The organism is Novosphingobium oxfordense, from assembly GCF_044029435.1.
Lineage (GTDB): Bacteria > Pseudomonadota > Alphaproteobacteria > Sphingomonadales > Sphingomonadaceae > Novosphingobium.
In genome coordinates, this window is record NZ_CP147008.1 from 515,072 (window position 1) to 540,637 (window position 25,566).

A 25,566-nucleotide genomic window follows, 5' to 3' on the forward strand; every position below is an offset into this window, starting at 1 on the left:
CAATTCCTGCCGCACATGTGCGGAACGTACGGGATTGCGCACCGATCACTGACAGCCATTGACGGGATGTGCGCATTTGTGCGGAAATAGGCGGGCATGATTACGCCCGAACCCGATGTCGCCGATTCCGCCCCCCTCTCCGCCGAGAATGCAGAGACTGCCCGCCTCGTGCGGGAGGAGATCGCGCGCCGCCGCATCTCGCGCCAGGCACTGGCGGACATGGCGCGGATCAGCCTATCCACGCTGGAAAAGGCGCTGGCCGGCAAGCGCCCCTTCACTTTGGCAACGCTGTTGCGGATCGAGGAGGCGCTGGGCGTCACCTTGCGGCCGGAAAGCATCGCCCCGCAACCGTCAGGCGGCGATATCGCATCGGAGACGCTGGGCGCCTATGCCCGCTCGGCCGTGACCTGGCTTGAGGGCCGCTACCTGACCCTGCGCCCCAGTTTTGGAACACCCGGCGGCCTGTTCGCCTATCTGACGACGATCCGCTGGGATGCCGCCAAGGCCTGCCTGGTCTTCGCCGAATCCGGCCGATCGGACGCACGGTTCGAACAGGCGGGCCATGTCTCGATGCCCAACCTTTCCGGGCACATCTACCTGGTGACCAACGAGCAAGGGCAGTACCGCCTTGCCATCCTCTCCCGCCCCACAATCGACGGCGCCCTGTTCGGCATTCTCACCACGCTGGAAGTGGGCAACGGATCGCAGCTCATTCCCGCCGCCGCCCCGCTTGCCCTGCGCAAGCTGGCGGAGGGAGAGGATGCCGCGCTGGGCCTGACGACGCCGGACATGGCGCATTTCGCCGAATATCGCGCCATGCTCGGCCGATCGACCGAGGGGGACTTCGCCCGGCTCCATTTACCGGCCTAGTACGGTCCGGTAGTAGCACCGGCCGATATCGGTAATTACCCGCAAGCCCTTGCACCATCACGGCATTGTCAGGCAAAAACGGTAGGTAGCTGGCCGCGCGCCCTCATCCGTTGCTCAGGACAAGAGCCCGTGATCGATCGACGCACCATGTTGTCTGCCGCAGCCATCGGCGGCGCGATGGCACTCCCGATCGTTCCCTCACGCGCCCTTCCCCCACACGCCCTTGCCGCCGAGGCCGAACGCCCGCTCGGCCTCGACGGGATCGCCCGAAAGCGATGCCTTCGCTTCGGCACGGCAGTGATGGCCGGCTATCTTGAAGAACCCGATTACCAGCACCTGCTGATGCGCGACTGTTCGGTCATCACGCCGGAAAGCGACTTCAAGTGGAAGTGGCTGGAATCGAAACGGGGCATCTACGATTACCGGCAGGCGCGGCGGATCAATGCCTTTGCCGATACCCACGGCATGACGATCCGCGGCAACACTTTCGTCTGGAACGACGATGAAAGGCTGCCCGCATGGATCGTCGCGATGGAGGAGGATCTGCGCCCGGCCGGCGGCCGCAAGCTGGTGGGCCTGATGCGCCGCCATGCCCATTTCCTGGCCAAGGCCTTTCCGCATGTAAACAGCTGGGACTGCGTGAGCCAGGCATTGCGCCCGCAGGACGGCACGCTGGCCGATTCCGTGTTCACGCGCATCCTGGGCGAAGCATTCTTAGACATTGCCTTCGGTCTGGTGAACGAATGCATGCCTTGGGCCAAGTCGGTCTACAACGCCGGCGTGAGCTGGGAGAAGGATCCCCGCCACCGCTCCGGCGTGCTGCGCCTGCTGGACGGCGCCCTTTCGCGGGGCGTGCGGATCGACGCGCTGGGTATCCAGAGCCACCTTGGCGAGACCCTCGGCCGCCCGCATGACGAGCCGGGCTGGCACGCCTTCCTGCAGGAAATCCGGGGCATGGGCCTGGAGGTCCTGATTACCGAGCTAGACTGTTCGGACCGCCTTATTGCAAGCGACGATCCGGCAACGCGCGACGCGCAAGTGGCCGCCCACGTAAAGGGCTACCTGGATCTCACGCTGGACTTCACCAATGTCCGCACGGTGGTGACCCGGGCCCTGACCGACCGGCACAGCGATATGAACCGCGCTGCCTATCCTGCCGAAAGCCGTCGCACCGACGGTTTGCAGATTCGCGGGGCGCCGTACGGAGAGGACCTTCGGGCCAAGCCGATGTACGATGCGATTGCCTCGGCACTGGAGCATGCGCCCCGGCGCTGATCGACTCAGGCCTTGCGCCACTGCAGCAAGGCGACGGTGAGCCAGGCCCCGATCGAGAGGTGCGCGCACCATGCCACCGTGCCGTATCCTCCACCGAAAGCACCGATATCGAGAACGAAGGCAGCAGTAAGAAGCAGTCCGCCGATATAGCGGGCGGCCAGAGCCCGCTCCTTTGCCAGCGTTCGCCCTGCCAGATCGCGCTGGTGACGGGTCATCGACAGGGCCAGCGCAACGAAGCCCGCCAGCGAGAGCAGGATGGCAAGAAAATGGCTCATGCCTGCATCGCCCTTTCCCCGCGAACCGGGCGATCGGAAGGTTGCCGCCGCGATCGGGCGGACAGTTTCGCGGCCCCAGTCGCAAAGGCCACCGCGAAAGCCAGCATGACCAGATCGAAGGAAACGAACAGCCAGTCGCCCCGCATCAGGCTGACCGGCATCCCCCGGTTGGTGGTGAAGGCATTCACGAAAGGCACCGCTGCATAGAGCAGGCCCGCCAGCGACAGCGATTCAATCCAGCCGCGCAGCGGCGGCCGCACCAGCGCCCAGAGCAGCACGCCCAGCCAGACCAGGAACAGGGTGTTGATTTCCCATTCCGGGCGGTCCGGAATGCCGGTGGGCAGCAGGCGATTGGCCAGGAAATAGGCCGGAATGCCCGCGCCAAGGCCGGCAATGGCGGTGATGTTCAGGCGCTCCACCAGTCGGAAACCGAAGTGCGGACGGCTCGGATCCGGCAGGCGCTGGCGCCGCTTGACGGTCCAGAGCACCAGCCCGGTTCCCACCATCGCCGTCGCGGCAAGCCCGCTGAGGAAATAGAACCAGCGCAGCGCGATTCCCGAAAAGCGGCCGGTATGCAGGCCGATCATCACGCTTTCGGTGGCCAGCGCCGCCCCCTTGGATGCGCTGGCGCCGATTTCCCGGCCGGTCGCGCCGTCGAACGTCAGGACTTCGCCGCGCGATCCCATCGCTTGGCCCGATGCACGCGTCAGTTCGATCGTGGCCGTGGCGTCACCCGGATTGTTGATCCGAACGAAGCCGACCTGGCGATCGCCCCAGCGGGCCGAAGCCGTCTTCATCAGCGGGATGAGATCGACCATCGGCGCTTTTTTCCCGCTGCGCTCCACCACCGGCGCGTCCCCGAAGACCTGCGCCTGGAACGTATCAGGCGCGGCGTAGTTCGCCAGGATGCCCCAGGGCATGTACATCGCCATCAGCGTGACCAGCCCGGTGAAGGTGATCATCAAGTGGAAAGGCAGGGCAAGCACGGCCGTCACGTTGTGCGCATCCAGCCAGGACCGCTGCCCCTTGCCGAAGCGCAGCATGAAGAAATCGGCGAAGATCTTCTTGTGCGTGATCACGCCGGACAGGATCGCCACCAGCATGAACATCGCCGCGATGCCCACCAGATAGCGCGCCCAGATCACCGGCAGGTAGTGCAGGTCGAAATGGAAGCGATAGAGGAAGTAGCCGCCCCGGGTCTCTCGCGCCGTAACCTCGCGGCCGCTTTCGTCGACCACGGCCTGCGTCCGGCTGCTGCCTTCGGCTGCAGGAGACCAGAAAAGCTGCGTGGTCGCGCTGCGGCCATTGGGAAGGGTGAGATACCAGAGCGTTGCATCCGGCGCGGTGCGCTGCAGGAACTCCACGGCGCCTTGCGCGGATTTGACCGGATCGGCATCGCCGGTGACTTCCGGCTGCATCCAGCGCGTGATCTCGTCCTGGAAATAGGCGGAAGTGCCGGTCGCGAACATCGCGAACAACAGCCAGCCCAGCACGAGACCCGACCACGTATGGACCAACGCCATCGATTGCCGCAGACTATCCTTCACAGCCGCCCTCCGGTTTCCAACGAAAACCAGAGCCAGCCCGCCATCGCCGCGCCTGAAACCGCCATCCAGAGCCACAGCCGCGCGATCGACCGCATACCGAACGCAAAGAGCGCCAGCACTGCGAAAATGGCGAACGACAGCAACGTGCCCGCCACGCTCGCTTCGGCCGGCTGCACCGAAAGACCGTGCGCCAGCAACCGGGCGATGCATGCCGTAGCCAGTGATGTCAGGGCGTAATTGGCGGGAATCGCGGCCAGCAGCCGTGCTGCCAGATTACCCTTGCCGATGCGGTTCGCTTGCGATGCCATGGCCGCGCGTGCCTAAGCCCGGCTCTGCGCAGGACGGACGAATCCGCCCACGCGCCCCGACGTACAAGACTCGCGGTCAGCGGGTGGGGCCGTGCCGGAAGCCATTGATTTCACCGCTCAAACACCCCATATTCATGCTATTGCGAACTATTCGCATTCACATCGCGTGCTAGGCCGGGCGGATTTGCGAGTCAATTGCATTCGATCGTTCCGCCGCCCGCTTCCAGTCGCAACCGGCCGTGCGCCGTCAACGCGCCGGGACGATGCCGCCGTCCGGCTTCCAGACTTGCGGCGCTTCCCCGCCACGGCTAGGAGCATGGCCGTCCGCCACCGCCCGCAAACGGGGCAGCGGCGAACAAATATCGCGCCGGTGCCCCGCAAGGGGCTTAATACGGGAACACGGTTGGAGCGGCGTTGCCGCTCGAATCCGAGGCTGTCCCTGCAACTGTAAGCGGCGAGCGCGATGCACATCGGCGGCGGAACAAGGTGTTCGCCGCAGCCACTGGGCCGGACGCTAAATCATGCGGGGCCTGGGAAGGCCGTGCATCGTGCCCTGACCCGTGAGCCAGGAGACCTGCCGGCGTCGATGTCGCTCTTGCCCGGGTCCAGGGAATGGCCAAGGCACGGTAACTCTTCCGTCTGAGCGACGTGATGCATGCGGCCGGGGCCGCAACGGCATGCCACGTCGGGCGCCCGCGCGCCTGTCCGTCGTCGCAGCCGGGCGTCGCGTTTCGGGCATCCGGACGCGGCGAGACGCTCCGCCCGCTTTCGAGTTACCGGCGCGCGGGAGAAGACCGTTGAGCAAAGTTCCCACCACCGTCATCACCGGCTTCCTGGGCGCCGGCAAGACCACGCTGATCCGCCACCTGCTGCAGAACGCCAAGGGCCGCCGCCTGGCGCTGATCATCAACGAGTTCGGCGACGTCGGCGTCGACGGAGACCTGGTGAAGGGCTGCAACGACGAAGCCTGCCCGGAAGACGACATCGTCGAACTGGCCAACGGCTGCATCTGCTGCACCGTCGCCGACGATTTCCTGCCGACCATGCAGAAGCTGCTCGACCGCGAGAATAAGCCGGATCACATCATCATCGAAACCAGCGGCCTTGCCCTGCCCAAGCCGCTGGTGAAGGCATTCCAGTGGCCCGACATCCGCACCCGCGCCACGGTGGACGGCGTGGTCGCCCTGATCGACGCCGATGCCGTGGCCGCCGGCCGCTTCGCCACCGATGAAGCCGCCCTTGCTGCCGCGCGCGCCGCTGATCCGATGCTGGATCACGAAAGCCCGCTGGAAGAACTGTTCGAGGAACAGCTGGGCTGCGCGGATATGGTCGTGCTCAACAAGACCGACCTCGTCGATGCCGAAGCTCTCGCCCATGTCGAAACGCTGGTGCTGGCCGAAACGCGCGCCGGCGTGAAGATCGTGCGTGCCAATCACGGCGCAGTCGATATCGCCGCGCTGCTGGGCATTACCGCAGCGGCCGAGGACGACCTCGATTCCCGCCCCTCGCACATCGACGGGCTGGACGAGGATCACGACCATGACGATTTCGACAGCTTCGTCGTATCCGGCGGCGATGTTGCCGATCTCGATGCACTGCTTGCGCGCCTGAAGGACCTGATCGCGGAGCATGACGTGCTGCGCGTGAAAGGCATGGTCGCGGTGGGCGGCAAGCCGAGCCGCCTTGTCGTGCAAGCCGTCGGCCCACGCATCCAGCACTTCTATGACCGCGCCTGGCTGCCGCAGGAAGCGCGCCGCACCCAACTTGTCGTCATCGGCCAGAAGGGTCTGGACCGCGCCGCCATCGAGGCGGGCCTGGCAGACGTTCTTGGTACTGTGGACGCCTGATGCACCTTCTGTCCGCCACGCCGGGGACGATCTCCAACGGCGAGGAGGCGATCGACCTCGACCAGTCTCCCGGCGACATGGTGATCCTCACCGTGGCGGACAGCGAACTTGCCTGCTTTGCCGGCGCGGCGGCGCGATTGCCGGAGGGCGCGCCCCCCAATTCTACGCCGAGCGTTCGGCTCGCCAACCTGCTGCAATTGCGCCATCCCTACTCGATCGACCTCTATGTCGAGAAAGTGATCGCGCACGCCAAATTCGTCTGCGTGATCCTGCTCGGCGGCAAGAGCTACTGGGGCTACGGCATCGACGAGATCGCCCGCGTCGCGCGCGAGAACGGCATTGCCTTCGCCGCGATAGCCGATGGGCGAGAAGCCGATCCGGCGCTCGATCGCGCGTCCACCCTGCCTGCCGAAATGCGTGAGAAATTGCGCGACTATCTGCGGCAGGGCGGCACCGCCAATGCCCTCTCCTTCCTGCGGACCGCCACACGGGCCATCGGCCATGATGCGGGAGAGCCGGACGATCCCGTGCCGGTGGCCGACGCCGGGCTCTATCTTGCAGGCACTGAGCGCGCCGGGCTTGCGGACGTGCAGGCCGATTGGGTCGAAGGCCGGCCACTGGCGCTGCTGGTGTTCTACCGCGCGCTGATGATCGCAGGCACGCTCGACGCGGTGGACGCCATGATCGCGGCGCTGCGGGAACGCGGCTTCAATGTCGCCGCCGTCCACGTCCGCGCCTTGCGTGAGCCTTTCGCGGTGGATTGGCTGGGCGGCCTGCTCGGCGAAGTGGCGCCCGATGTGATCGTCAACGCCACCAGCTTCGCCTCCTCATCCGCAGGCGACGACCGCAAGCCCGGCATCCTGGAAAAGGCGAACTGCCCGATCCTGCAAGTCGCCTTCGCGGGCGTGGAGGAAGCCGATTGGCAGGGCGCCGCGCGCGGTCTGGGCCCGCGCGATCTGGCGATGAACGTGGCGCTGCCCGAAGTGGACGGCCGCATTTTTACCCGCGCCGTCGCCTTCAAGGCGGCCGAGCGCTTCGACGAAGTGACGCAGTGCGGCATCGTCGTCCCCCGCGTCGCGCCGGACCGCGTAGCCTTCGTCGCCGACCTCGCCGCCGGCTGGGCAAGCCTGCGCACCAGCGCCCCGGCCGAACGCCGCGTGGCGCTGGTGCTGGCAAACTACCCCAACCGCGATGGGCGCATCGGCAACGGCGTAGGCCTCGACACACCGGCCAGCACCGCCGCCATCATCGCCGCGCTGGCTGAGGCCGGTTACGACATCGGACACGCCCCTCGCGACGGCGCGGCGCTGATGCGGATCATGACCGGCGGCGTCACCAACGACCTCACCTCGCTGGACCGCCCCGGCGAAGTCTCCTTGCCGCTCTCGGCCTACCAAGCCGCCTTCGCCGCAGTACCGAAAAGCGCGCGGACGGCCATGCTGGAACGCTGGGGGGAACCTTCCGCCGATCCTTTCGTCCGCGACGGCGCGTTCCGCCTGCCGGTCCATCGCTTCGGCAAGCTCGCCATCGCCGTTCAGCCCGCGCGCGGCTACAACATCGATCCCAAGGCCAGCTATCACGACCCGGCCCTACCCCCGCCGCACGCCTACCTCGCCTTCCACATCTGGCTGGCGCGGGATTTCAGGGCGCAGGCGCTTGTACACGTCGGCAAGCACGGCAATCTCGAATGGCTGCCCGGCAAGGCGATCTCGCTTTCGCGCGATTGCTTTCCGGAGATCTGCGCCGGGTCGCTGCCGCAACTCTATCCCTTCATCGTCAACGACCCCGGCGAAGGTACGCAGGCCAAGCGCCGCATCAGCGCCGTGGTGATCGACCACCTGACCCCGCCTCTCACCCGCGCGGAGACCTACGGCCCGCTCAAGCAGCTGGAAGCGCTGGTGGACGAGTACTACCTCGCCGCCGGCATGGACCCGCGCCGCCTCGATCGGCTGCGGCGCGACATTCTAGACCTTGCGCGCAGCCACGGCCTCGACCGCGACGCCGGGGCCAGCGGCGACGATGACGACGCTCTTTCGGCCATCGACAACTACTTGTGCGAACTGAAGGAATTGCAGATCCGCGACGGCCTGCATGTCTTCACCCGGTCGCCCGAGGGCCGGCTGCGGCGCGACCTGCTGGTGGCTCTGGCCCGCACGCCGCGCGGATACGATCATGCGGAACAGGCCTCGCTCCTGCGCGCCATGGCCATCGACTTGGGGCTCGACTTCGATCCGCTCGACTGCCGCATGGGCGATCGCTGGGACGGCGCGCGGCCGAAGGCGCTGGCAGCGGTTTCGGACGAGCCGTGGCGCACGCATGGCGATACCGTCGAGAGACTGGAACTCCTGGCGGCGGAACTGGTCGATACGCCGAGCGGAAACCTCGGCAGCGAAACCGCCGCCGTCCTCCACGCCATCCAGACCGACCTCGCCCTCCGCATCGACCTCTGCGGCCCGCGTGAGGCCGAAGCGCTGCTGGCGGGTCTCGACGGTCGCTTCGTGCTGCCCGGCCCCTCTGGCGCGCCGACGCGCGGACGGCCCGACGTGCTGCCGACCGGCCGCAACTTCTACTCGGTCGACACCCGCGCCGTCCCCACTGCCGTCGCATGGGAACTGGGCCGCAAGTCCGCCGACCTGCTGGTAGAGGACTACCTCCAGCGCGAGGGCGAATACCCCAAGGCCATCGCGCTTTCCGCCTGGGGCACCGCCAACATGCGCACCGGCGGCGACGACATCGCGCAGGCCCTCGCGCTGATGGGCGCACGCCCGCGCTGGGACTGGACTTCGGGCCGCGTGGTCGGCTTCGAGATCATGACCGTGGCCGAACTCGGCCGTCCGCGCGTGGACGTGACCTTGCGCGTCTCCGGATTCTTCCGCGATGCCTTCCCCGAACAGATCGACCTGATCGACAGCGCCGCGCGCGCCGTGATGGCACTGGACGAGCCGCTGGGCGACAATCCCGCCGCAGAACGCCACCGCGCCGAAGCCGCCGCACTCGTTGATGGTGGCGAGGCCGAAACGCAGGCCACCCGCCGCGCCGGCGCGCGTGTCTTCGGATCGAAGCCGGGCGCCTACGGAGCCGGGCTTCAGGCCATGATCGATGAGAAGATCTGGCATGAGCGCGGCGATCTGGCGAACGTCTATCTCGACTGGGGCAGCTACGCCTATGGCGGCGGCGTAGAAGGCGATGCCGAGCGCGGGCTGTTCGCCGCCCGCCTCGCCTCCGTCGATGCCGTAGTCCAGAACCAGGACAATCGCGAGCACGACCTGCTCGACAGCGACGACTACTACCAGTTCGAAGGCGGCATCGCCGCCGCCGTCGAGCATCTGAAGGGCCGCGCGCCACTCAGCTATCACAACGACCACAGCCGCCCGGAGCGTCCGGTCGTCCGCACCTTGGAGGACGAGATCGGCCGCATCGTGCGCGGGCGCGTCACCAATCCCAAGTGGATCGCCGGCGTGATGCGCCACGGCTACAAGGGCGCGTTCGAGATCGCCGCCTCGGTCGACTACCTCTTTGCCTTTGCCGCCACGACCCACGCGGTGAAGGACCACCACTTCGACGCCGTCCACGCCGCTTTCATAGAGGACGAGGCCGTGCGCGACTTCATGGCCGAGGCGAACCCGGCGGCCTTGCGCGAAACAGCAGCGCGCCTGGCCGAAGCGCTGGAGCGCGGCCTCTGGAAACCCCGATCGAATAGTGCGGGCCTTATGCTCGCTGAACTCTCTGGAGCATGACCATGGTGCAGCGTACCGATGAACAGCACGCCGAGAAGATGAAGAAGAAGCAGGCCGCGCATGACAAGATCATGGCCGGCAAGACGGTCGAAAAGGGCCTGTTGATCGTCCACACCGGCAAGGGCAAGGGCAAGACCACTGCTGCGCTGGGTATGGTGGTGCGCGCCATCGGCCACGGCAAGAAAGTGGGCGTCGTCCAGTTCGTGAAGGGCGCGATGACCACCGGCGAAAAGGTCGTCTTCGACGCCTTCCCCGATCAGGTGGAATTCAAGCCGATGGGCGAAGGCTTCACCTGGAACACGCAAGACCGCGCCCGCGACATCGAACTTTCGCGCGAGGCGTGGGAGGAAGTGAAGCGCATGGTCGCCGATCCCGCCTATGACATGGTGCTGGCGGACGAACTTAACATCGTGCTGCGCTACGATTACCTGCCGCTCGACGAAGTGATCCAGGTGTTGACCGGGCGCGATGAGATGAAACATGTGATCGTCACCGGCCGCAACGCGCCCGAAGGGCTGATGGAAGCCGCCGACCTCGTGACCGAGATGACGCTGGTGAAGCATCCGTTCCGCTCTGGCGTGAAGGCGCAGGCCGGCATCGAATTCTAAGAATGCCGCCCCGTTTCGGCCCCGAATTTCAGGACGAACTCACCGCGCTGCTGGCGTGGCGGCGAGACGTGCGCCATTTCCGCCGCGATCCGCTGGACGAGGACACGGTGGCCGAACTCATGGCCACCGCTCAGCTGGCGCCATCGGTGGGCAATTCGCAGCCCTGGCGCTTCGTGCGCGTGCGCTCGGCCGAACTGCGCGAGAGTTTGGCCGCGCACGCCGATGCGGAAGTCGTCCGTGCGGGCGAAGCGATGACCGACGAGCGGCGCGCGACGTACTCGTCGCTGAAGCTCCACGGCATGCGCGAAGCGCCCGAAGTGATCGCCGTGTTCTGCGACGATGCCACGCCGATCGGCGGCGGCCTGGGCGCCGCGACAATGCCGGAAACGCGGAGGTTTTCGGTGGTGCTGGCGATCCACACCCTCTGGCTGGCCGCGCGCGCCAAGGGGCTGGGGCTAGGCTGGGTCTCGGTGGTAAAGCCGGACTACATCGCCGGACTGCTGGACGTACCGCAGGACTGGCGCCTCATCGCCCTGCTCTGCCTCGGTCATCCCGTGGAGCCGGACGTGGTGCCCGAACTGGAACGACGCGGCTGGCAGGCCCGGCTGGACTGGCGCGCCAATGTCAGCGAGCGCTGATCTGCTCAGCCAGCGTCCTTGCCGCCTTGACGTAGGCCGGCCCGCCGCAGACCGTCCAGGCCTGCGGGATGGCGATCCGGGGGATGTCCGCCAGGATTGGGTGATGGATCATCTCGGTGCCCTGATCGGCAATTTTCTGCGTAGCGCTGTCCACCACGATGAAGTCGGGATGGGCCACCGCCATTTCCTCAAGGCTCATCTGCGAAAGCATGGGCTTGCCCAGTTTACCGGCAAGGTTCACGAGGCCGACGCGGGTCATCAGATCGTCCACCAGCGTCCCCGTGCCGGTCAGATAGCCCCGCCGCTGGTAATAGGCAGCCACCCTGCCACGGCCGGACTTGCGCAGACCGGCCAGTTCACCGTTCATCCGCGCAATCATCGCGTCCCCGCGCTCGGGATGGCCCACTGCGCGCGCGACATCGCGGATCGAGGCGACAATATCGTCGTAATCGTTGGCGGACTTGAGATCGAGCGAGGAATAGTGCTGGTTCTTCAGCACCGCGATGGCGGAATTGCGCCGCGCCGGCATGCCGATCACGAGGTCCGGCGCAGCCGCCAGCACTTCCTCCGCCGAACCGCCAAACACCGGCAGGCCCTTCGCGGCCAGCGCCACGTCGGACATCGCAGGGTCGGTTGCATAGCGCGTCAGGCCCGCGATCTGGCTGCGATCCGCCAGCGCCACGATCAATTGATCGGCGCAGAGATTGAGCGAGACGATCTTGTGCGGGCGCGCTTTTGCGGCCTGCGGATGCGGCACGGCGCTTTCCACTGCGGCACCCGGCACCCCAGCCAGAACGGGGGCAAGCAGCAGGCCGAAGACAAGCTGAAGATAGCGATGGATTTTTCCGATGCCCATGCCATGGGCTCCTTACCAACACGGACCCGGGACACAAGCGTGACGGGTAGCCGATCGCATGCGAGGTTATCGTGCCAAGTTTGTCGCCGCCACGCCCCTCTCCCTCTCTCCCGCCCCGCAATCGCGCGCTGATCTCGCTGCTGGCCATCGCCATGGTGCTGGTGGCCTTCGCATCGCTGGGAGTAGGGCCGGTATCGCTGGGGTGGAGCCGGATGATCGCGGCCATGGGCGGCGGAGACCATGTGGCGCGTGCGATCCTGTTCGAACTTCGCCTGCCGCGCACGCTGATCGGGCTGATGGTCGGCGCGATGCTCGGGCTCGCCGGGGCGGTGCTGCAAGGCTATCTGCGCAATCCGCTGGCTGAACCTTCTGTGCTCGGCGCCTCGAACGCTTCCGCGCTCGGCGCGGTTATCGCGCTCTATTTCGGAATTTCCGAATGGAGCCCGGTCATGCTGCCGCTGCTCGCGATCGTCACCGGGCTGGCGTCCATTGCCCTGCTCTTCACTCTGGCGGGACGGTCCGAGAGCCCGCTGAGCCTGATCCTGGCCGGTATCGCCGTCTCCACCCTGGCGGGGGCCGGGATCAGCCTTGCGCTCAACCTAGCGCCCAATCCTTTTGCGGCGATGGAGATCATGTCCTGGCTGCTCGGCTCGATCGAGAACCGAGCGATGGATCACGTATGGATCGCCCTGCCCTGCGTTGTGGTCGGCGGTGCGCTGCTGCTGGTCAATCCCCGCGCGCTCGACGCGCTGTCGCTGGGGGAGGATGGGGCGCGATCGCTGGGCGTCGATCTGCGCCGGACGCGCCGCCGGCTGATGCTGGGCGTTGCCATCGGCGTGGGCGGCGCCGTGGCGGTCTCGGGCTCGATCGGCTTCGTCGGCCTGATCGTGCCGCACCTGATCCGTCCGCTGACCGATCGCAGCCCTTCGGCCCTGCTCGTGCCCTCGCTCTTGGGCGGCGCGGTGCTACTGACCGCCGCCGACATTCTCGTGCGCCTTATCCCCACCGATGCCGAACTGAAACTGGGCGTGGTGACCGCGTTCTTGGGTGTTCCGGTCTTTCTCTTCCATCTCCTGCGGGAGCGCCGCCTGTGGTAACGATCTCCACCGAAAACCTTTCGGTCCGGCTGGGGCGCCGCGACGTCTTGCACGGCCTTTCCGCCCGGTTCGAACCCGGCACGCTGGTGGGCGTGATCGGCCCGAACGGCGCGGGCAAGTCCACGCTCGTACGGGCTCTGGTGGGCCTGATCGACGCGCAGGAGGGGACCGTCACGCTGGACGGGCAGGACCTTGCCAGCGTGCCCCCGCGCGAACGCGCCCGGCGCATCGCCTACCTTCCGCAAGGGCAGACGCTACACTGGCCGCTGACCGTGGAGCGTCTGGTTGCGCTTGGCCGCCTGCCCCATCTCGGCCCGATGTCGCGGATCGCGGAGGAAGACCTTGCCGCCATCCACGAAGCCATGGCCCGTGCCGACGTCAGCCATCTCGCCGCGCGCGTCGCCACCGAGCTTTCCGGCGGCGAACGCGCCCGCGCGCTACTTGCCCGCGCGCTTGCGGTGGGGGCGGAGGCGCTGGTGGTGGACGAGCCGCTGGCCGCGCTCGACCCCGGTCACCAGATCGACGTGATGGAAATGCTGGCGCGTGAGGCGCGCGAAGGTGCACTGGTGCTGGCCGTGCTGCACGATCTCAATCTTGCCGCGCGGCACTGCGATCGCCTGCTGGTGATCGACAAGGGCCGGCTGATCGCCGATGGAACCCCGGCCACGGTCCTGACCGACGAGATCCTGCGCGACGTCTATGGCGTTACCGGCTTCAGCCGGGAATTCGAGGGCGCTCCGCTGATCGTGCCGCTTGCGCGGCATCGCGCAAAGCCGGAGGCCATCCCGGAATAGGAGAGCAGCCGTTCACGCAGCCCGGCGCCGGCGCAACGCGCGGTCGGCCAGCAGGCCGATCGCCGCCATGGTGCCGCCGGTAAGCCCCGCCGTGCCGAGCGCGACGATGACGGGTTGCGCAAGGTCCGCATAGGGCCGTGCACGCTGGTTCAGGGTTTCGATCATCCGGGTCATCGCACCGCTCCTGCATGGGTTGCCGCTTCCTGCGGCGCACCCGCCAAATGCGCTTTTCGGAACTTCAGGAAAACCGCTATAATATTGCGGGAAACGTTCAACTAAATAGAATAGTCGTTTTCGGCGCCCGCCGGATTACAGCCCGAAAGGGAAGGTGTCCCTGCCGGCCGCGCGCGTCTCGACCGGTAGCGGATCGACCGGGCCAGTCTCATCGAACCATATCCACGCATCGTATTCCTGCGCGAGTTGCACGACCGCATAATGGCTGAGCCGCTCGCTCTCCGGCCGATAGATCACGCCGATATAGCGTTCGAGCAGCGGCTTGGAGAGCAGTTCGCGCACCGCTTCGTCGGCACGGCGCAGGTCGATCAGGAAGCGCGGGACGGCTGCATCGTGACAGAGCCGCTCGATGCTGCCTTCCGCCGACGGGGTGACCGGCTTCATCTCCATCGGCCCGCCCCAGTCGCTGGCGGCGGCCACGCGGCCCCGGTGCGTGCCCTGCCCGACGAGCCTGACTTCCGCGCCGAAACGCTCGCGCAGGAGCTGGCCCAGGTTGTGCTCTCCGCGCCGCCGCATGTCGGTATGGCGCGCATCGCCGATATGGCTGTTATGCGCCCAGACGATCGCCCGCGCATCAGGGCCATGACGCTCGGTCAGGGAGAGGAAGGTGTCGAACATATGTTCGTCGCGCAAGTTCCAGCTCTGGGCCGAACCACGGTAAAGCGCGCGATAATAGGTTTCGGCCGAGGCGATCAGCTGCGCGTTCTGACGGGCGTCGAGATAGTCCTCGCCGTCCTGCGCGGCATAGTCCCGACTGCGCGCAAAAAGGTCGCGCAGTTGGCTCAGCACTGCCTCTTCGCAAAGGGCCAGACCTTCGCCGACCGATTGGCGGCCATAAGTCGCAGGGTTGTGCTGCCAGGGCTGAAAACAGGCATAACGCTCGCGCGCAAGCGCGGCGGCGGCGGGATCGACGCCCTCCAGATAGGCAACGACCGCCCGGATCGAGGCATTGAGGCTGTAGAGGTCCAGCCCGTGCAGGGCCACGCGCTCGTCGGGGGGCAGAGCCGCGTTGTGATCGCGCAGCCAGCCGACGAATTCGGCGACTTCGCGGTTGCGCCACATCCACGTCGGGAAACGCGCGAAGGCATCCTCTTCATCGCCCCCACCGGGCCGCTGGCGCACGATCCGGTCAAGCACGGCGGCGTCCGGCCAATCCGCCTCCAGCGCCACGAAGCGGACGCCATGCCGCTCGATCAGGTGCCGCGTTATGGCGGCGCGGCTCGCATAGAATTCATGCGTGCCGTGGCTCGCCTCGCCTATGCAGACGATCCGCGCATCGCCCAGAAAGTCGAAAGCCTCGGCAAAGCGCGGCGCTGACGGCGGCGCCAGCGGCCGCGCCGCGCGGGCCAGGAGCGCCGCGGGATCAGCCGGCGCCAGCCCGTCGGGCCGCCATCCCTGGCTGCCGACCAGTGGCACGAAATGAACGCCGCCAAGTTCAGTGCAGGAATAGTCCCCGTCGCCCCGCCGTTCGATCACCAGCAAGTCCTGCATGTCGGTGCCGCCCACCGGGATGACCAGCCGGCCGCCGATGGCCAGTTGCGACCGCAAACCCTCCGGCACCGACGGAGCGCCCGCCGACACCACGATCACGTCGAACGGCGCCATTTCCACCCAGCCGACGGAGCCGTCGCCAATGCCGACCTGCACATTGTGGCAGCCGAGAGAGCGAAGCGTCCGCTCCGCCTGTTCCACAAGGTCGGGATGCCGGTCCATCGCATAGACGCGTTCGGCGATGCGGCTCATCACCGCCGCCGCGTATCCGGAGCCCAGCCCCACTTCCAGCACCCGATCCCCGGGGCGGATGCGGGCCGCCTCCAGCATTCGCGCGACCACATAAGGCTGCGAGATCGTCTGCCCCGCAGCGATCGGCAGCGGTCTATCGTCATAAGCCGCGGGTTCCAGCCCCTGCAGCACGAAGGTTTCTCGCGGCACCCTGCCCATGGCCGCCAGTACCCCTTCGTCAGCGATCCCGCGCGCGCGCAACTGGCGCTCTACCATCTCGGCCCGCCGCTGGGCATGGACGTCCACCGCTTCGCCGATCGGGCGGCCGGATTCCTCGATCTGCATCGTTTCCGCCCTCCTTCAAGCCGCATCGGCCGAAAATCCGGCAGACAGAATGCAAACGAAGTTGGCGGGCCGCCGCCATGCCGTACGAGCCGGACTCTGCGAAATTTGCGACAGCCATGCGGGATATCCGCGTTGTCCGTCGGTGAACGGCACGCCGCGGGCGTGCAGGAACGCCTCTGCGGCAGCGAATCAGGAATGCGGCTCGCCGTTGCCGTCGTGCTTCCGGATGCCCGTGACAGCGCCCGGCGGAAACGCGAAAGTCGCCATGAGGCCCGGTGCATTATCCGCCAGTAGCAGGTCCCCGCCATGCACATGCGCGATGGCGGAAACCATGCTGAGGCCCAGCCCTTCGCCGGCCATGCCAGTGGCGGCTTCGCCGCGGAAAAACTGCTCTTTCACGCGTTCGAACTCCGATGGGGCCAATCCGGGACCGTTGTCGGAAACGGTCAATGCCAGGACTTCGCCCAAGGCGGCGCTCACCACGATCCGGGAACCCGGCGGCACGTATTTCAGCGCATTGTCGAGCAGGTTGCTCATAGCCTGGAACACCAGATCGAGGTCGAGATCGGCGACCATCGGGCGCTCCGCCTCCAACACCAGCTCGATGCCGCGACGCTCCGCCTCGGGCTGGTAGAATTCGACCACGTCCTCAAGCAATTGCACAACGTCGGTATATTGCAGGCTCAGTGCATGCCGGCCGCCCTCCAGCCGCGAAATGCGGACGAGCGCCGCGAAGATCCGGCGCAGGCGGTGTGCCTCGGCAATCGCCTCCTCGATGGCGGTGCGCATCTCCGCATCCTCGCCCGCCCGTTCCTCGATCTCTTCCAGCTTGCCCACCAGCCGCGCCAGAGGCGTGCGCAGTTCGTGGGCGACATTGTCCGACACCCTGCGTACCGCCTCGAACAGCGACTGGTTGCGTGAGAGCATCAGGTTCAGCGTCTCATTCAGGCGATCGAAGTCGTCATTGGTGCCGCGCAGCGGCACGCGGCCCGAAAGGTCCCCCTCCATCACCTGCCGCGCCGCCGAAGTGACGATCTCGATCCGCGCGCCGATGGCACGGCTCATCAGCCAGCCGCCGGTCAGCCCCAGCACGACCGTGCCGCCGAACAGCCAGAAGGCCGCCATCTGCAGCAGTTCCTTCTCGCGCACGATGTCCTCCACATCGCGCCCGATCAGCAGGCGTGTGCCATCGGCAAACACATGGTCGCGCACGAGGGCGCTGTGATCGATCTCGAACCCGTCGTTGAAACTGTCCGCCTCGATCATGATCTGGCCGCCGGCGGCCTTGCGGGGCCAACTGGGCAGATTGCTCGTCAGGATTTCGCCGTCCGGCGCGATCAGCGTGTGAAAGGGCTTGCGCGTGGCCCCCGAATGCGCACGCCGGTCCAGCGCGGCGCCGGCCGCCGCGAGCCCGCGCGTCTCGATCAGCTGCGTGTACTGCCGGGCATCGTCGTCCACCGCAATCCGCGCATTGTCCAGCGGCACCGCCACACGCAGCCAGTAGACCGCGCCCATCAGCAGCGCGACCGACAGGCAGAACAGCCCCGCGTAAGCAATCGCCAACCGGAACGAGAGGCTGCGCAGCAGCCGCGTCATTCGGGCCGCATCACGTATCCGACGCCGCGGATCGTGTGGATCAGTTGCGGCTCATCGCCTTCCGACAGCTTCTGGCGCACCTTGCTGATGTGCTGATCGATGATGTTGGTCTGCGGGTCGAAGCTGTAGTCCCACACGTTTTCCAGCAGCATGGAGCGCGTCACCACCCGCCCCGCACTGCGCGCCAGATAGGCGACGATGCGGAATTCGCGCAGAGTGAGCGCGATCTTGCGCCCGCCCCGCGCCACCGTGTGCGAGGCAAGGTCGATATCGAGATCGCCGACCCGGATGTGATTGGCCGGCACCGCCACGCTGGCGCCGCGCCGGCAGAGGTTCTCCACCCGCGCCAGCAGTTCGGACATCGCCACCGGCTTCACCATGTAATCGTCGCCGCCCGCCCGCAGGCCCCGCACCCGCTCGCTGACGTCGCCCAGGGCGCTGAGGATCAGGACCGGCGTCGTATCCTCCGTGGCGCGCAGCGCGGCCAGCAGCTTCAGTCCGTCCAGCGACGGGAGCATGCGGTCAAGGACGATGACGTCGAACATCTCGCACGTCGCGCGCACCAGCCCCTCGCGCCCGTCCGCGCAATGTTCGACGATATGGCCGGCCGCACGCAGACCGTTCGCGACGTGCCTTGCAAGGCTCTCATCGTCTTCGACGAGCAGGATGTGCATGCGGCGTTCGTGGCCATCGCGCTGGAAATGATCGACAAGGCCTAGCCTCTATCCGTCGCCGCGTCGAGGCGCGCCGGCAGCGCGGTTTCGAAACATGGGCAAAAATACATGAAAGCGCCACGCTACCTAGACGCGCGGGCGACATGGCAATTGGATGTCCCTGCGAGTCGCCGCTTCCGCAAGCCTGACGCGAATATTGCCCGCCCGCTCCCCGGCCATCCGGGGCGGTGTTTCGGCAGCGTCGCGCATCCATGTGCTGGCCATTGGCGGAAGCCACCAGTTCGCGCACATCGTTCCCGTCGCTTGCGAGCTGGAGCGCCGGTTTCCCGGTGAGACAACCGTGTTCGTGCCGTCCCCCCGCGATGCCGAGGCACTGCGCGCCTTTGCCCGCTCGATCGCCCAGCCGCTTCCGGCAGTGGTGGCGATGACGCTGCCCGCATTCGGCGAAAAGGCCATTCCCGGCAGCCTGTCCAAGATCGCAAGGCTGCTGGCCTGGGCCAAAGTGATCAATCGCGCGCAAGTCCTGCTCTGCGCAGAGCGGACCTCGACCATCCTGCCGCGCCTGTTCCCCGATTGCCCGCCGGTCCTGCACATTCCGCACGGCGCCGGCGACCGCGCCGTCGGGTTCGAGCGGCGTTTTGCCCTGTTCGATCACGTTCTGGTCGCGGGCCGTAAGGATCGCGACCGGCTGGTGGAAAGCGGCGTCGTCGCCGACGAGGACTGCACGGTGACCGGCCCGATCAAGCTGTCTACCGTGATCGGACGATGCGCATCGCCCGCTCCGTTGTTCGACAACGATCGGCCGACGATCCTCTACAATCCGCATTTCTCGCCGAAGTACGGCTCTCTGGAGCACTTCGGTCGCCAGTTGGCGGAAGCGGTCGTCCGCGACGGTCGGTACAACCTGGTCATCGCCCCGCATATGCGGCTGGCGCAGGGGTGGAAGCCGGCGCGGCGCAGCGAATGGGAAAGCCTTGCTGTTCCGGGCCGCGTGATCGTCGATCTGGGGTCGGAACGCAGTTGCGACATGACCTACACGCTGGGGGCGGATCTCTACGTCGGCGACGTCAGCAGCCAGGTCTACGAGTTCCTGATCCGCCCGCGTCCCTGCCTGTTCGTCGACGCCCACGATGCCGACTGGCAGGAGAGCGAGGACTACGCAATGTGGCGGCTTGGCGAGGTCGTAAAGCCGGAATGCGATCCGATCGCCGCCATCGAGCGGGCCTTGGCCGATCACGCCACCTACCTGCCACGCCAGAAGGTGCGCATGGCTTATGCCATAGAGGGCATAGCCTGGGGTGCGGACGGCACGCCCCGATTGGAAGGGACCCCGCCCGCAAGCGTCGCCGCCACGATCGTAGCCCGGCGAGCGGGTCTGCTAGACCGCATGCCGCTGGCCGCCGTCGCCTGAACGGCAGGCATCTCCCCCACAGGGGAGAGATACGTTTTCAGGCACGCCGCTAGCAGCGCTGCTCCTGTCTGCATCGGCGCTGGCCGCAGCGGCGAGCCGCAACAGGGCATTGCGCTTTCTTGAAGCTATGGCCCTGCCGGGTACAAAGCCGGTTGTCGCAACGAAAATATCGTATACGATACCAGTCAGCACGCTATCGGGTCCTGCCATCACCTTCGAACGCGAATTGCGCTCGCCCTTCCGGGCGGGATGCAATTCGCATGGTGCGGACGCGAGGCAAGGCCACGAAAACCATGGCCAAGAAACCAAGGATTGCCTTCGATGAACTTCCCCGCCCATCGCTCCCGTCTCGCGGCCCTGTTGCTGGCCGGCGCCGCCATGCTTCCGCCGATGGCCGCCATGGCCGCGCCGACCGAGGCGGAGATCGCGCGATCGGTTTCGCTGCGGGCGGACTGGCAACACCTGACGCGCGAGATTGCCTGGCCGGCGACGTGGACGCCCGATGGCGGCGCCTTCTCCTATCGCAAGACCGTGGAAGGTGGCTTCGCGTTCGAAACCTACGACATGCAAACCAAAGCCAAGTCCGCCGCGTTCGACCAGCAGCGACTGGCCAAGGCGCTGGGCGATGCCATGGGCAAGTCGGTCGATCCGCTGCGCCTGCCGTTCGAGCAGTTCTCTTACGCCGGTGATCGCCAGACGATCGCGTTCGAGATCGATTATGCCGGCTGGACCTGCACGCTCACCGACTACCACTGCGCGGCCCAGAGCGATCCGCGCCGCCCGCGCGGCTTCGGCGTGGTGCGCGATCTCTCCGTTGCGGCCGACAACCACCCGCGCCTATCGCCCGATGGCAAGTGGGAGGCCACGGTGGAGGACAACAACCTCGTCGTCCGCGTTGCCGGTTCATTGGGGGCTGGTTCCAAGGAAGCCATCCGCCTCAGCAGCGACGGCACCGAGGGCAATTTCTACGATCCAGAGACGATCGAATGGTCGCCGGACAGCCGCCATGTGATGATCTACCGCGTGCGCCCCGGCTTCGCCCGTCACGTCCTGCGCGTCGAGGCCGCGCCGGACGGGCAGCTTCAGCCGGCGCTGCGTAGCCAACTCTATCCCAAGCCCGGCGATGCCGTCGATCAGGAGCAGCCGGTGCTGTTCGACGTGGCTGCACGGCGCCAAACCGTGGTCGATCCCGCGCTGTTCCCCAATCCTTACCAGCTTTCCGAAGCGCGCTGGCGGGCCGACAGCAAGAGCGTGGAGTTCGATTACGACAAGCGCGGCTTCGGACAAGCGCGCCTGATCGCCGTCGATGCCGAAACGGGCGCCGCCCACGCCGCCGTGACCGAGGACGCCAAGACCTTCTTCTATGCCGACCGCCGCTTCGCGCATGACGTCAACGGCCTTGGTGGCGAAATCGTCTGGGCTTCGGAGCGCGACGGCTGGAACCACCTCTACCTGATGGACGGCAAGACCGGGAAGGTGAAGAACCGCATCACCACCGGCGCCTGGGTCGTGCGCGAAGTGGTGAAGGTGGACGACAAGAAGCGGCAGATCTGGTTCGCCGCCAGCGGCATGAACGCGGGCGAAGACCCCTATTTCCGCCACTATTACCGCATCGATTTCGACGGACGGAACCTCACCCCGCTGACGCCGGAACGGGCCGACCACACCGCCCGCTTCTCACCCGACATGCAGTTCTACGTCGATACTTACTCGCGCGTGGACATGCCGACCGTCAGCGAACTCCACCGCGCTGGCGACGGCGCCGTGGTGGCGACGATCACCAAGGGCGACATCAGCCGCCTCACCGCCGCCGGCTTCCACGCGCCGGAAGTCTTCACCGCCAAGGGCCGCGACGGCAAGAGCGACATCTGGGGCCTTGTCGTGCGCCCGCACGACTATGATCCCGCCAAGAAGTACCCGGTGATCGAGAACATCTACGCAGGCCCGCACGACAGCTTCGTGCCCAAGACCTTCTGGCCCTTTGGCTACCATTCGGGCGGGGACAAGGTGATCGGCATGCAGGCGCTGGCCGATCTGGGTTTCATCGTCGTGCAGATCGACGGCATGGGCACCGCCAATCGTTCCAAGGCCTTTCAGGACGTCGCCTGGAAGAACCTGCAGGATTCGGGCTTCCCGGACCGTATCCTCTGGCACAAGGCGATGGCCGCAAAGGACCCGTCCTACGACATCAGCCGTGTCGGCATCTACGGCGCTTCGGCGGGCGGGCAATCGACGCTCAATGCCCTGCTGTTCCATCCCGATTTCTACAAGGCCGGCGTCGCCATGGCGGGCTGCTACGACAACCGCATGGACAAGATCAGCTGGAACGAACAGTGGCTCGGCTGGCCGGTCGACAAGAGCTATGCCGATGCCTCTGGCGTAGACAATGCCGCAAAGCTTCAGGGCAAGCTGTTCCTGATCGTGGGTGAGCAGGACAGCAATGTCGATCCCGCCTCCACCATGCAGGTGGTCAACGCGCTGGTGAACGCGAACAAGGATTTCGACCTCCTCGTCGTGCCCGGCGGCGAACATACCGTCGGCCGCTCCACCGGCCCGATCGACTATGTGACGCGCCGCCTTTCGACGTTCTTCGTCCGCAGCCTTCAGGGTCAGTGAACATGCGATATCTCCTTCAGGGCTGCGCGATCGGCAGCCTCGCGCTCGGCCTCTCGCTGGCACCGGCTCACGCCGAAAATACGCCGCCCGAATGGGAACAGCCCGAGGTCATCCGCCTGGGTGCGGAGCCCATGCACACGACGTTCGAGGGGTTCGAAACGCGTGCCGGCGCGCTTTCGCGCGACGTCGCAAAGTCGCGCTATCACCTCTCGCTCGATGGCGATTGGAAGTTCCACCTCTCGCCCAATCCAGAGGCGCGCCCGGCAGACTTCTTCAAGCCCGGCTTCGATGTGAGCGGGTGGCAGACGATGAAAGTCCCCGGCATCCTGCAGGCCGAAGGGCACGGCCGCCCGGTTTTCGTCGGCAGCGGCTATCCCTTCCCGCGCAACCAGCCGTGGATCGAGCATGACCTCAACGAAGTCGGCTCCTACCGCCGCGAGTTCACGGTTCCGGCCGACTGGTCCGGCCGCAAGCTGCTGCTGACCGTCGGCGCGGCGGGCGCGGCCTATTACATCTGGGTGAATGGCGAACGGGTCGGCTATTCGGAGGATTCCAAGCTTCCCGCCGAGTTCGACGTGACCCGCTTCGCCCATGCCGGCAAGAACACCGTCGCCATCGAACTCTACCGCTTTGCCGATGGCAGCTACCTGGAAGACCAGGACTTCTGGCGGGTCAACGGGATCGAGCGCAGCGTCACCCTCTACGCCGCGCCGGCAACGCATATCCGCAACCTTACGGTCGATGCCGGGCTCGAGAACGACTATCGCGACGGCACGCTGGGGCTAAAGGTCGACCTTGCCGGCCAGCCTTCCTCCATGCGCGTGCGCGCGACCGTGCTCGACGGCAAGCGAGAGGTGCTGACGCGCGAAGGCACTGCGAGCGGCTCCTCGGTCTCGCTCAATGCCAGCGTTCCCGCCGTGCGCACATGGTCGGCCGAAGACCCACAGCTCTACACGCTGCTGGTCGAACTGCTCGACGCCAAGGGCAAGCTGGTGGAGGCGACCACCCGCCGCATCGGCTTCCGCACCGTGGAGATCGCCGGCGGCGAAGTGCGCGTGAACGGCAAGCGGATCATGATCCGCGGCGTCAACCGGCACGAGCACGATCCCAAGACCTTCCACGTCGTTTCCGAAGCGACGATGCGCCGCGATATCGAGCTGATGAAGGCGGCCAACGTCAACGCCGTGCGCACGTCGCACTATCCCAACGATCCGCGCTGGTACGACCTTGCCGACGAATATGGCCTCTACGTCATGGACGAGGCCAATATCGAGAGCCATGGTTACCTCAGCCTCTCGCAAGAGCACGACAACGACCCGAAGTACCTGCTCGCCAACGATCCCAAGTGGCAGGCCGCGCACCTCGACCGCGTGGAGCGCATGGTGGAGCGTGACCGCAACCACCCGTCGATCATCTTCTGGTCGCTGGGCAATGAGAGCGGCGTGGGCGCCAATTTCGAGGCGGCGGGCAAATGGGTGCGGGCGAACGATCCCACGCGCCTTATCAACTTCCTCGGCTGGAGCATGAGCAACTGGCGCCATCCGACCAACAGCTACGTCGATATCTTCGCGCCGATGTATGACGATGTGCCGAAGCTGATCGACTACGCCAAGGATCCAGCCTTCACCCAGCCGCTGATCCTGTGCGAATACGCGCATTCGATGGGCAACAGCCTGGGCGATCTGCAAGGCTATTGGGACACCATGCGCGCCTATCCCAAGCTGCAAGGCGGCTTCATCTGGGACTGGGTGGACCAGACCATGGAGCTGAAGGACAAGGACGGCCGCACTTACTGGGGCCAGGGTCTGGACTACGATCCCGACCCCAAGGCACCCGGCGTGCATGGCGACGACAGCCCGGTGGGCGACGGCGTGATCCAGTCCGACCGCACACCCGATCCCGAATACTACGAACTGGCCAAAGTGCAGGCGCCGATCGCCTTCACGCATGACGCGAACGGCTACCGCGTGGTCAATCGCCACGACCATATCGACCTGTCACGCTTCACGCTGGACTGGACGGTCATGGAGAACGGCAAGGATGTCGCTAGCGGTACATTGGCGACACCTAGCGTGACACCGGGTGCCTCCGTGCCGCTGATCGTGCCGGTTCCGGCCGCGAAGGACGCCTCTGCCGAGCGCATCCTGGTTTTGCGCGCCCGCGCCAAGGCCGGCGCGGTGCCGACTCAGCCAGCGGGACACGTCGTCGGTTGGGAGCAGTTCGAACTTTCCGGCCCTGCGGTGGTGCCGGTCGCGGCCGGTGCCGTTGCTCCCAGCGAGACGGCTTCGACCTTGCGCCTCGCCTCCGGCGATGCCGTGCTGGAGATCGACAAGGCAAGTGGCCTCGTCACCCGCTACGAGCGTGGCGGCAAGCTGCTGCTGACCGGCGGCGCGCCGAACTTCTGGCGCTCGCCCACCGACAACGACGTCGGCTCCGGCGTGCCCAAGAGCCATGCGATGTGGCAGTATTTCTCCGGACACCGCCGTGTCGAGGCGATCGAACGCGACGGCAATGCCATCGTCGTTCATCACGACATGGGCGTGGGTTCGGTGAAGACCGAGACGCGCTGGACGATGGCCGCCGATGGTTCCGTGGGCGTCACCGTCCATTTCGAGCCGCTGCGCGACACCCTGCCCGATCCGCTGCGCGTGGGCCTGGCCTTCGAAACGCCGGCGATGCTCGATCAGGTTCGCTGGTTCGGGCGCGGGCCGCAGGAGACTTATGCCGATCGCAAGACCGGCGGCCTGATCGCCCAGTGGCAGGGCGCACTGGCGGACCAGTTCCACGACTACGCAAGGCCGCAGGAATCGGGCAACAAGACCGATGTGCGCTGGATCGAATTGACGGGGGCCAAGACCGGCTTCCGCGTCACCGGCGCGCAGCCGCTTTCGGTGAACGCGCTGGCCTTCCCTTATGCCGATCTGGCGATGAAGCCGCCATCGCAAGCGCACAGTTCGGACATTCGCCCGCACGGCAACGGCACGCTGCTGATCGATGCCGCACAGGCAGGCGTGGGCGGCGATACCGGATGGAATCTCGATGGCCGGGCGCACATGCCCTATCGCATCGCGCTGAAACCGCTGACCTATTCGTTCACCATCGGCGCGCCTTGAACG

General features: G+C 66.5%; 19 protein-coding genes and 1 riboswitch. Of the genes, 11 read left to right on the plus strand and 8 right to left on the minus strand.

Features of this window, described 5'->3' with window-relative positions:
• Nucleotides 1-96 precede the first annotated feature (96 nt).
• Together WBP07_RS25310 and WBP07_RS25315 are read left to right on the plus strand one after the other, a co-directional pair.
• A complete protein-coding gene (locus WBP07_RS25310; protein WP_395397842.1) occupies nt 97-870 on the plus strand; it encodes a multiprotein-bridging factor 1 family protein in 774 nt (257 codons plus the stop codon).
• A gap of 129 nt (nt 871-999) precedes the next feature.
• Nucleotides 1,000-2,145 carry an endo-1,4-beta-xylanase gene (locus WBP07_RS25315; RefSeq protein ID WP_395397843.1) on the plus strand — a complete coding sequence of 382 codons (1,146 nt, stop codon included), beginning with the start codon at nt 1,000-1,002 and terminating at the stop codon, nt 2,143-2,145.
• A gap of 5 nt (nt 2,146-2,150) precedes the next feature.
• Here the strand turns inward: WBP07_RS25315 and WBP07_RS25320 are convergent, their stop codons facing one another.
• Genes WBP07_RS25320 through WBP07_RS25330 form a run of 3 tightly spaced genes read right to left on the minus strand, consistent with a single transcriptional unit; the run spans nt 2,151 to nt 4,275 of the window.
• Nucleotides 2,151-2,420, minus strand: coding sequence for a DUF3325 domain-containing protein (locus WBP07_RS25320; RefSeq protein ID WP_395397844.1), 270 nt, complete (start codon nt 2,418-2,420; stop codon nt 2,151-2,153).
• Nucleotides 2,417-3,967, minus strand: a complete 1,551-nt coding sequence (locus tag WBP07_RS25325; protein ID WP_395397845.1) for a PepSY-associated TM helix domain-containing protein — start codon at nt 3,965-3,967, stop codon at nt 2,417-2,419. The genes WBP07_RS25320 and WBP07_RS25325 overlap by 4 nt, the downstream gene beginning before the upstream one ends.
• Entirely contained in the window at nt 3,964-4,275 is a 312-nt protein-coding gene (locus WBP07_RS25330) for a hypothetical protein (RefSeq protein WP_395397846.1), read from the minus strand. The genes WBP07_RS25325 and WBP07_RS25330 overlap by 4 nt, the downstream gene beginning before the upstream one ends.
• 351 nt (nt 4,276-4,626) lie before the next feature.
• Nucleotides 4,627-4,872, plus strand: a riboswitch (cobalamin riboswitch).
• A gap of 200 nt (nt 4,873-5,072) precedes the next feature.
• Between WBP07_RS25330 and cobW the strand changes: the two genes are divergently transcribed.
• The 4 genes from cobW to bluB are packed head-to-tail and all read left to right on the plus strand — an operon-like array spanning nt 5,073 to nt 11,105.
• Entirely contained in the window at nt 5,073-6,122 is a 1,050-nt protein-coding gene (cobW, locus tag WBP07_RS25335) for a cobalamin biosynthesis protein CobW (protein WP_395397847.1), read from the plus strand.
• Nucleotides 6,122-9,859 carry a cobaltochelatase subunit CobN gene (gene cobN, locus WBP07_RS25340; protein ID WP_395397848.1) on the plus strand — a complete coding sequence of 1,246 codons (3,738 nt, stop codon included), beginning with the start codon at nt 6,122-6,124 and terminating at the stop codon, nt 9,857-9,859. Before cobW ends, cobN begins: the two co-directional genes overlap by 1 nt.
• Nucleotides 9,860-9,861: 2 nt before the next feature.
• Nucleotides 9,862-10,467, plus strand: a complete 606-nt coding sequence (gene cobO / locus WBP07_RS25345) for a cob(I)yrinic acid a,c-diamide adenosyltransferase (protein WP_395397849.1) — start codon at nt 9,862-9,864, stop codon at nt 10,465-10,467.
• 2 nt (nt 10,468-10,469) lie between these two features.
• Nucleotides 10,470-11,105 carry a 5,6-dimethylbenzimidazole synthase gene (gene bluB, locus WBP07_RS25350; protein ID WP_395397850.1) on the plus strand — a complete coding sequence of 212 codons (636 nt, stop codon included), beginning with the start codon at nt 10,470-10,472 and terminating at the stop codon, nt 11,103-11,105.
• Here the strand turns inward: bluB and WBP07_RS25355 are convergent.
• A complete protein-coding gene (locus WBP07_RS25355) occupies nt 11,092-11,961 on the minus strand; it encodes an ABC transporter substrate-binding protein (RefSeq protein WP_395397851.1) in 870 nt (289 codons plus the stop codon). The two genes, bluB and WBP07_RS25355, sit on opposite strands and share 14 nt — an antisense overlap.
• 152 nt (nt 11,962-12,113) lie before the next feature.
• Between WBP07_RS25355 and WBP07_RS25360 the strand changes: the two genes are divergently transcribed.
• A complete protein-coding gene (locus WBP07_RS25360) occupies nt 12,114-13,058 on the plus strand; it encodes a FecCD family ABC transporter permease (RefSeq protein WP_395398244.1) in 945 nt (314 codons plus the stop codon).
• Nucleotides 13,052-13,852, plus strand: coding sequence for an ABC transporter ATP-binding protein (locus WBP07_RS25365; RefSeq protein ID WP_395397852.1), 801 nt, complete (start codon nt 13,052-13,054; stop codon nt 13,850-13,852). The genes WBP07_RS25360 and WBP07_RS25365 overlap by 7 nt, the downstream gene beginning before the upstream one ends.
• A 12-nt stretch (nt 13,853-13,864) precedes the next feature.
• Here WBP07_RS25365 and WBP07_RS25370 read toward each other — a convergent pair whose 3' ends face one another.
• The 4 genes from WBP07_RS25370 to WBP07_RS25385 all read right to left on the minus strand — a co-directional run bounded on the left by WBP07_RS25370 (nt 13,865) and on the right by WBP07_RS25385 (nt 18,423).
• A complete protein-coding gene (locus tag WBP07_RS25370) occupies nt 13,865-14,026 on the minus strand; it encodes a hypothetical protein (RefSeq protein ID WP_395397853.1) in 162 nt (53 codons plus the stop codon).
• Nucleotides 14,027-14,161: 135 nt separating this feature from the next.
• On the minus strand, nt 14,162-16,153 hold the full coding sequence (locus WBP07_RS25375) for a protein-L-isoaspartate(D-aspartate) O-methyltransferase (protein WP_395397854.1): 1,992 nt from the start codon (nt 16,151-16,153) through the stop codon (nt 14,162-14,164).
• 189 nt (nt 16,154-16,342) lie between these two features.
• Nucleotides 16,343-17,749 (minus strand): sensor histidine kinase, encoded by a 1,407-nt coding sequence (locus WBP07_RS25380; protein ID WP_395397855.1) that lies wholly within the window; start codon nt 17,747-17,749, stop codon nt 16,343-16,345.
• Entirely contained in the window at nt 17,746-18,423 is a 678-nt protein-coding gene (locus WBP07_RS25385; RefSeq protein WP_395397856.1) for a response regulator transcription factor, read from the minus strand. Before WBP07_RS25385 ends, WBP07_RS25380 begins: the two co-directional genes overlap by 4 nt.
• Before the next feature lie 154 nt (nt 18,424-18,577).
• On the opposite strand from WBP07_RS25385, the gene WBP07_RS25390 reads away from it, so the two are divergent.
• From WBP07_RS25390 to WBP07_RS25400, 3 genes are all read left to right on the plus strand, one after another.
• Nucleotides 18,578-19,834: a glycosyl transferase gene (locus WBP07_RS25390; RefSeq protein WP_395397857.1), complete on the plus strand. Its 1,257-nt coding sequence runs from the start codon at nt 18,578-18,580 to the stop codon at nt 19,832-19,834.
• A 321-nt stretch (nt 19,835-20,155) separates the two neighbouring features.
• A complete protein-coding gene (locus tag WBP07_RS25395; protein WP_395397858.1) occupies nt 20,156-22,450 on the plus strand; it encodes a DPP IV N-terminal domain-containing protein in 2,295 nt (764 codons plus the stop codon).
• Between the two features lie 2 nt (nt 22,451-22,452).
• Nucleotides 22,453-25,563 carry a glycoside hydrolase family 2 TIM barrel-domain containing protein gene (locus WBP07_RS25400; RefSeq protein ID WP_395397859.1) on the plus strand — a complete coding sequence of 1,037 codons (3,111 nt, stop codon included), beginning with the start codon at nt 22,453-22,455 and terminating at the stop codon, nt 25,561-25,563.
• The last annotated feature ends 3 nt before the right edge of the window (nt 25,564-25,566 follow it).

Excerpts from the sequence above, each read along its gene's own strand:
- WBP07_RS25310 (WP_395397842.1), top strand. The coding sequence starts at position 97 with ATGATTACGCCCGAACCCGATGTCGCCGATTCCGCCCCCCTCTCCGCC.
- WBP07_RS25320 (WP_395397844.1), bottom strand. The coding sequence starts at position 2,420 with ATGAGCCATTTTCTTGCCATCCTGCTCTCGCTGGCGGGCTTCGTTGCG.
- WBP07_RS25330 (WP_395397846.1), bottom strand. The coding sequence starts at position 4,275 with ATGGCATCGCAAGCGAACCGCATCGGCAAGGGTAATCTGGCAGCACGG.
- cobN (WP_395397848.1), top strand. The coding sequence starts at position 6,122 with ATGCACCTTCTGTCCGCCACGCCGGGGACGATCTCCAACGGCGAGGAG.
- cobO (WP_395397849.1), top strand. The coding sequence starts at position 9,862 with ATGGTGCAGCGTACCGATGAACAGCACGCCGAGAAGATGAAGAAGAAG.
- bluB (WP_395397850.1), top strand. The coding sequence starts at position 10,470 with ATGCCGCCCCGTTTCGGCCCCGAATTTCAGGACGAACTCACCGCGCTG.
- WBP07_RS25355 (WP_395397851.1), bottom strand. The coding sequence starts at position 11,961 with ATGGGCATCGGAAAAATCCATCGCTATCTTCAGCTTGTCTTCGGCCTG.
- WBP07_RS25360 (WP_395398244.1), top strand. The coding sequence starts at position 12,114 with ATGGTGCTGGTGGCCTTCGCATCGCTGGGAGTAGGGCCGGTATCGCTG.
- WBP07_RS25370 (WP_395397853.1), bottom strand. The coding sequence starts at position 14,026 with ATGACCCGGATGATCGAAACCCTGAACCAGCGTGCACGGCCCTATGCG.
- WBP07_RS25375 (WP_395397854.1), bottom strand. The coding sequence starts at position 16,153 with ATGCAGATCGAGGAATCCGGCCGCCCGATCGGCGAAGCGGTGGACGTC.
- WBP07_RS25380 (WP_395397855.1), bottom strand. The coding sequence starts at position 17,749 with ATGACGCGGCTGCTGCGCAGCCTCTCGTTCCGGTTGGCGATTGCTTAC.
- WBP07_RS25385 (WP_395397856.1), bottom strand. The coding sequence starts at position 18,423 with ATGCACATCCTGCTCGTCGAAGACGATGAGAGCCTTGCAAGGCACGTC.
- WBP07_RS25390 (WP_395397857.1), top strand. The coding sequence starts at position 18,578 with ATGTCCCTGCGAGTCGCCGCTTCCGCAAGCCTGACGCGAATATTGCCC.
- WBP07_RS25395 (WP_395397858.1), top strand. The coding sequence starts at position 20,156 with ATGAACTTCCCCGCCCATCGCTCCCGTCTCGCGGCCCTGTTGCTGGCC.
- WBP07_RS25400 (WP_395397859.1), top strand. The coding sequence starts at position 22,453 with ATGCGATATCTCCTTCAGGGCTGCGCGATCGGCAGCCTCGCGCTCGGC.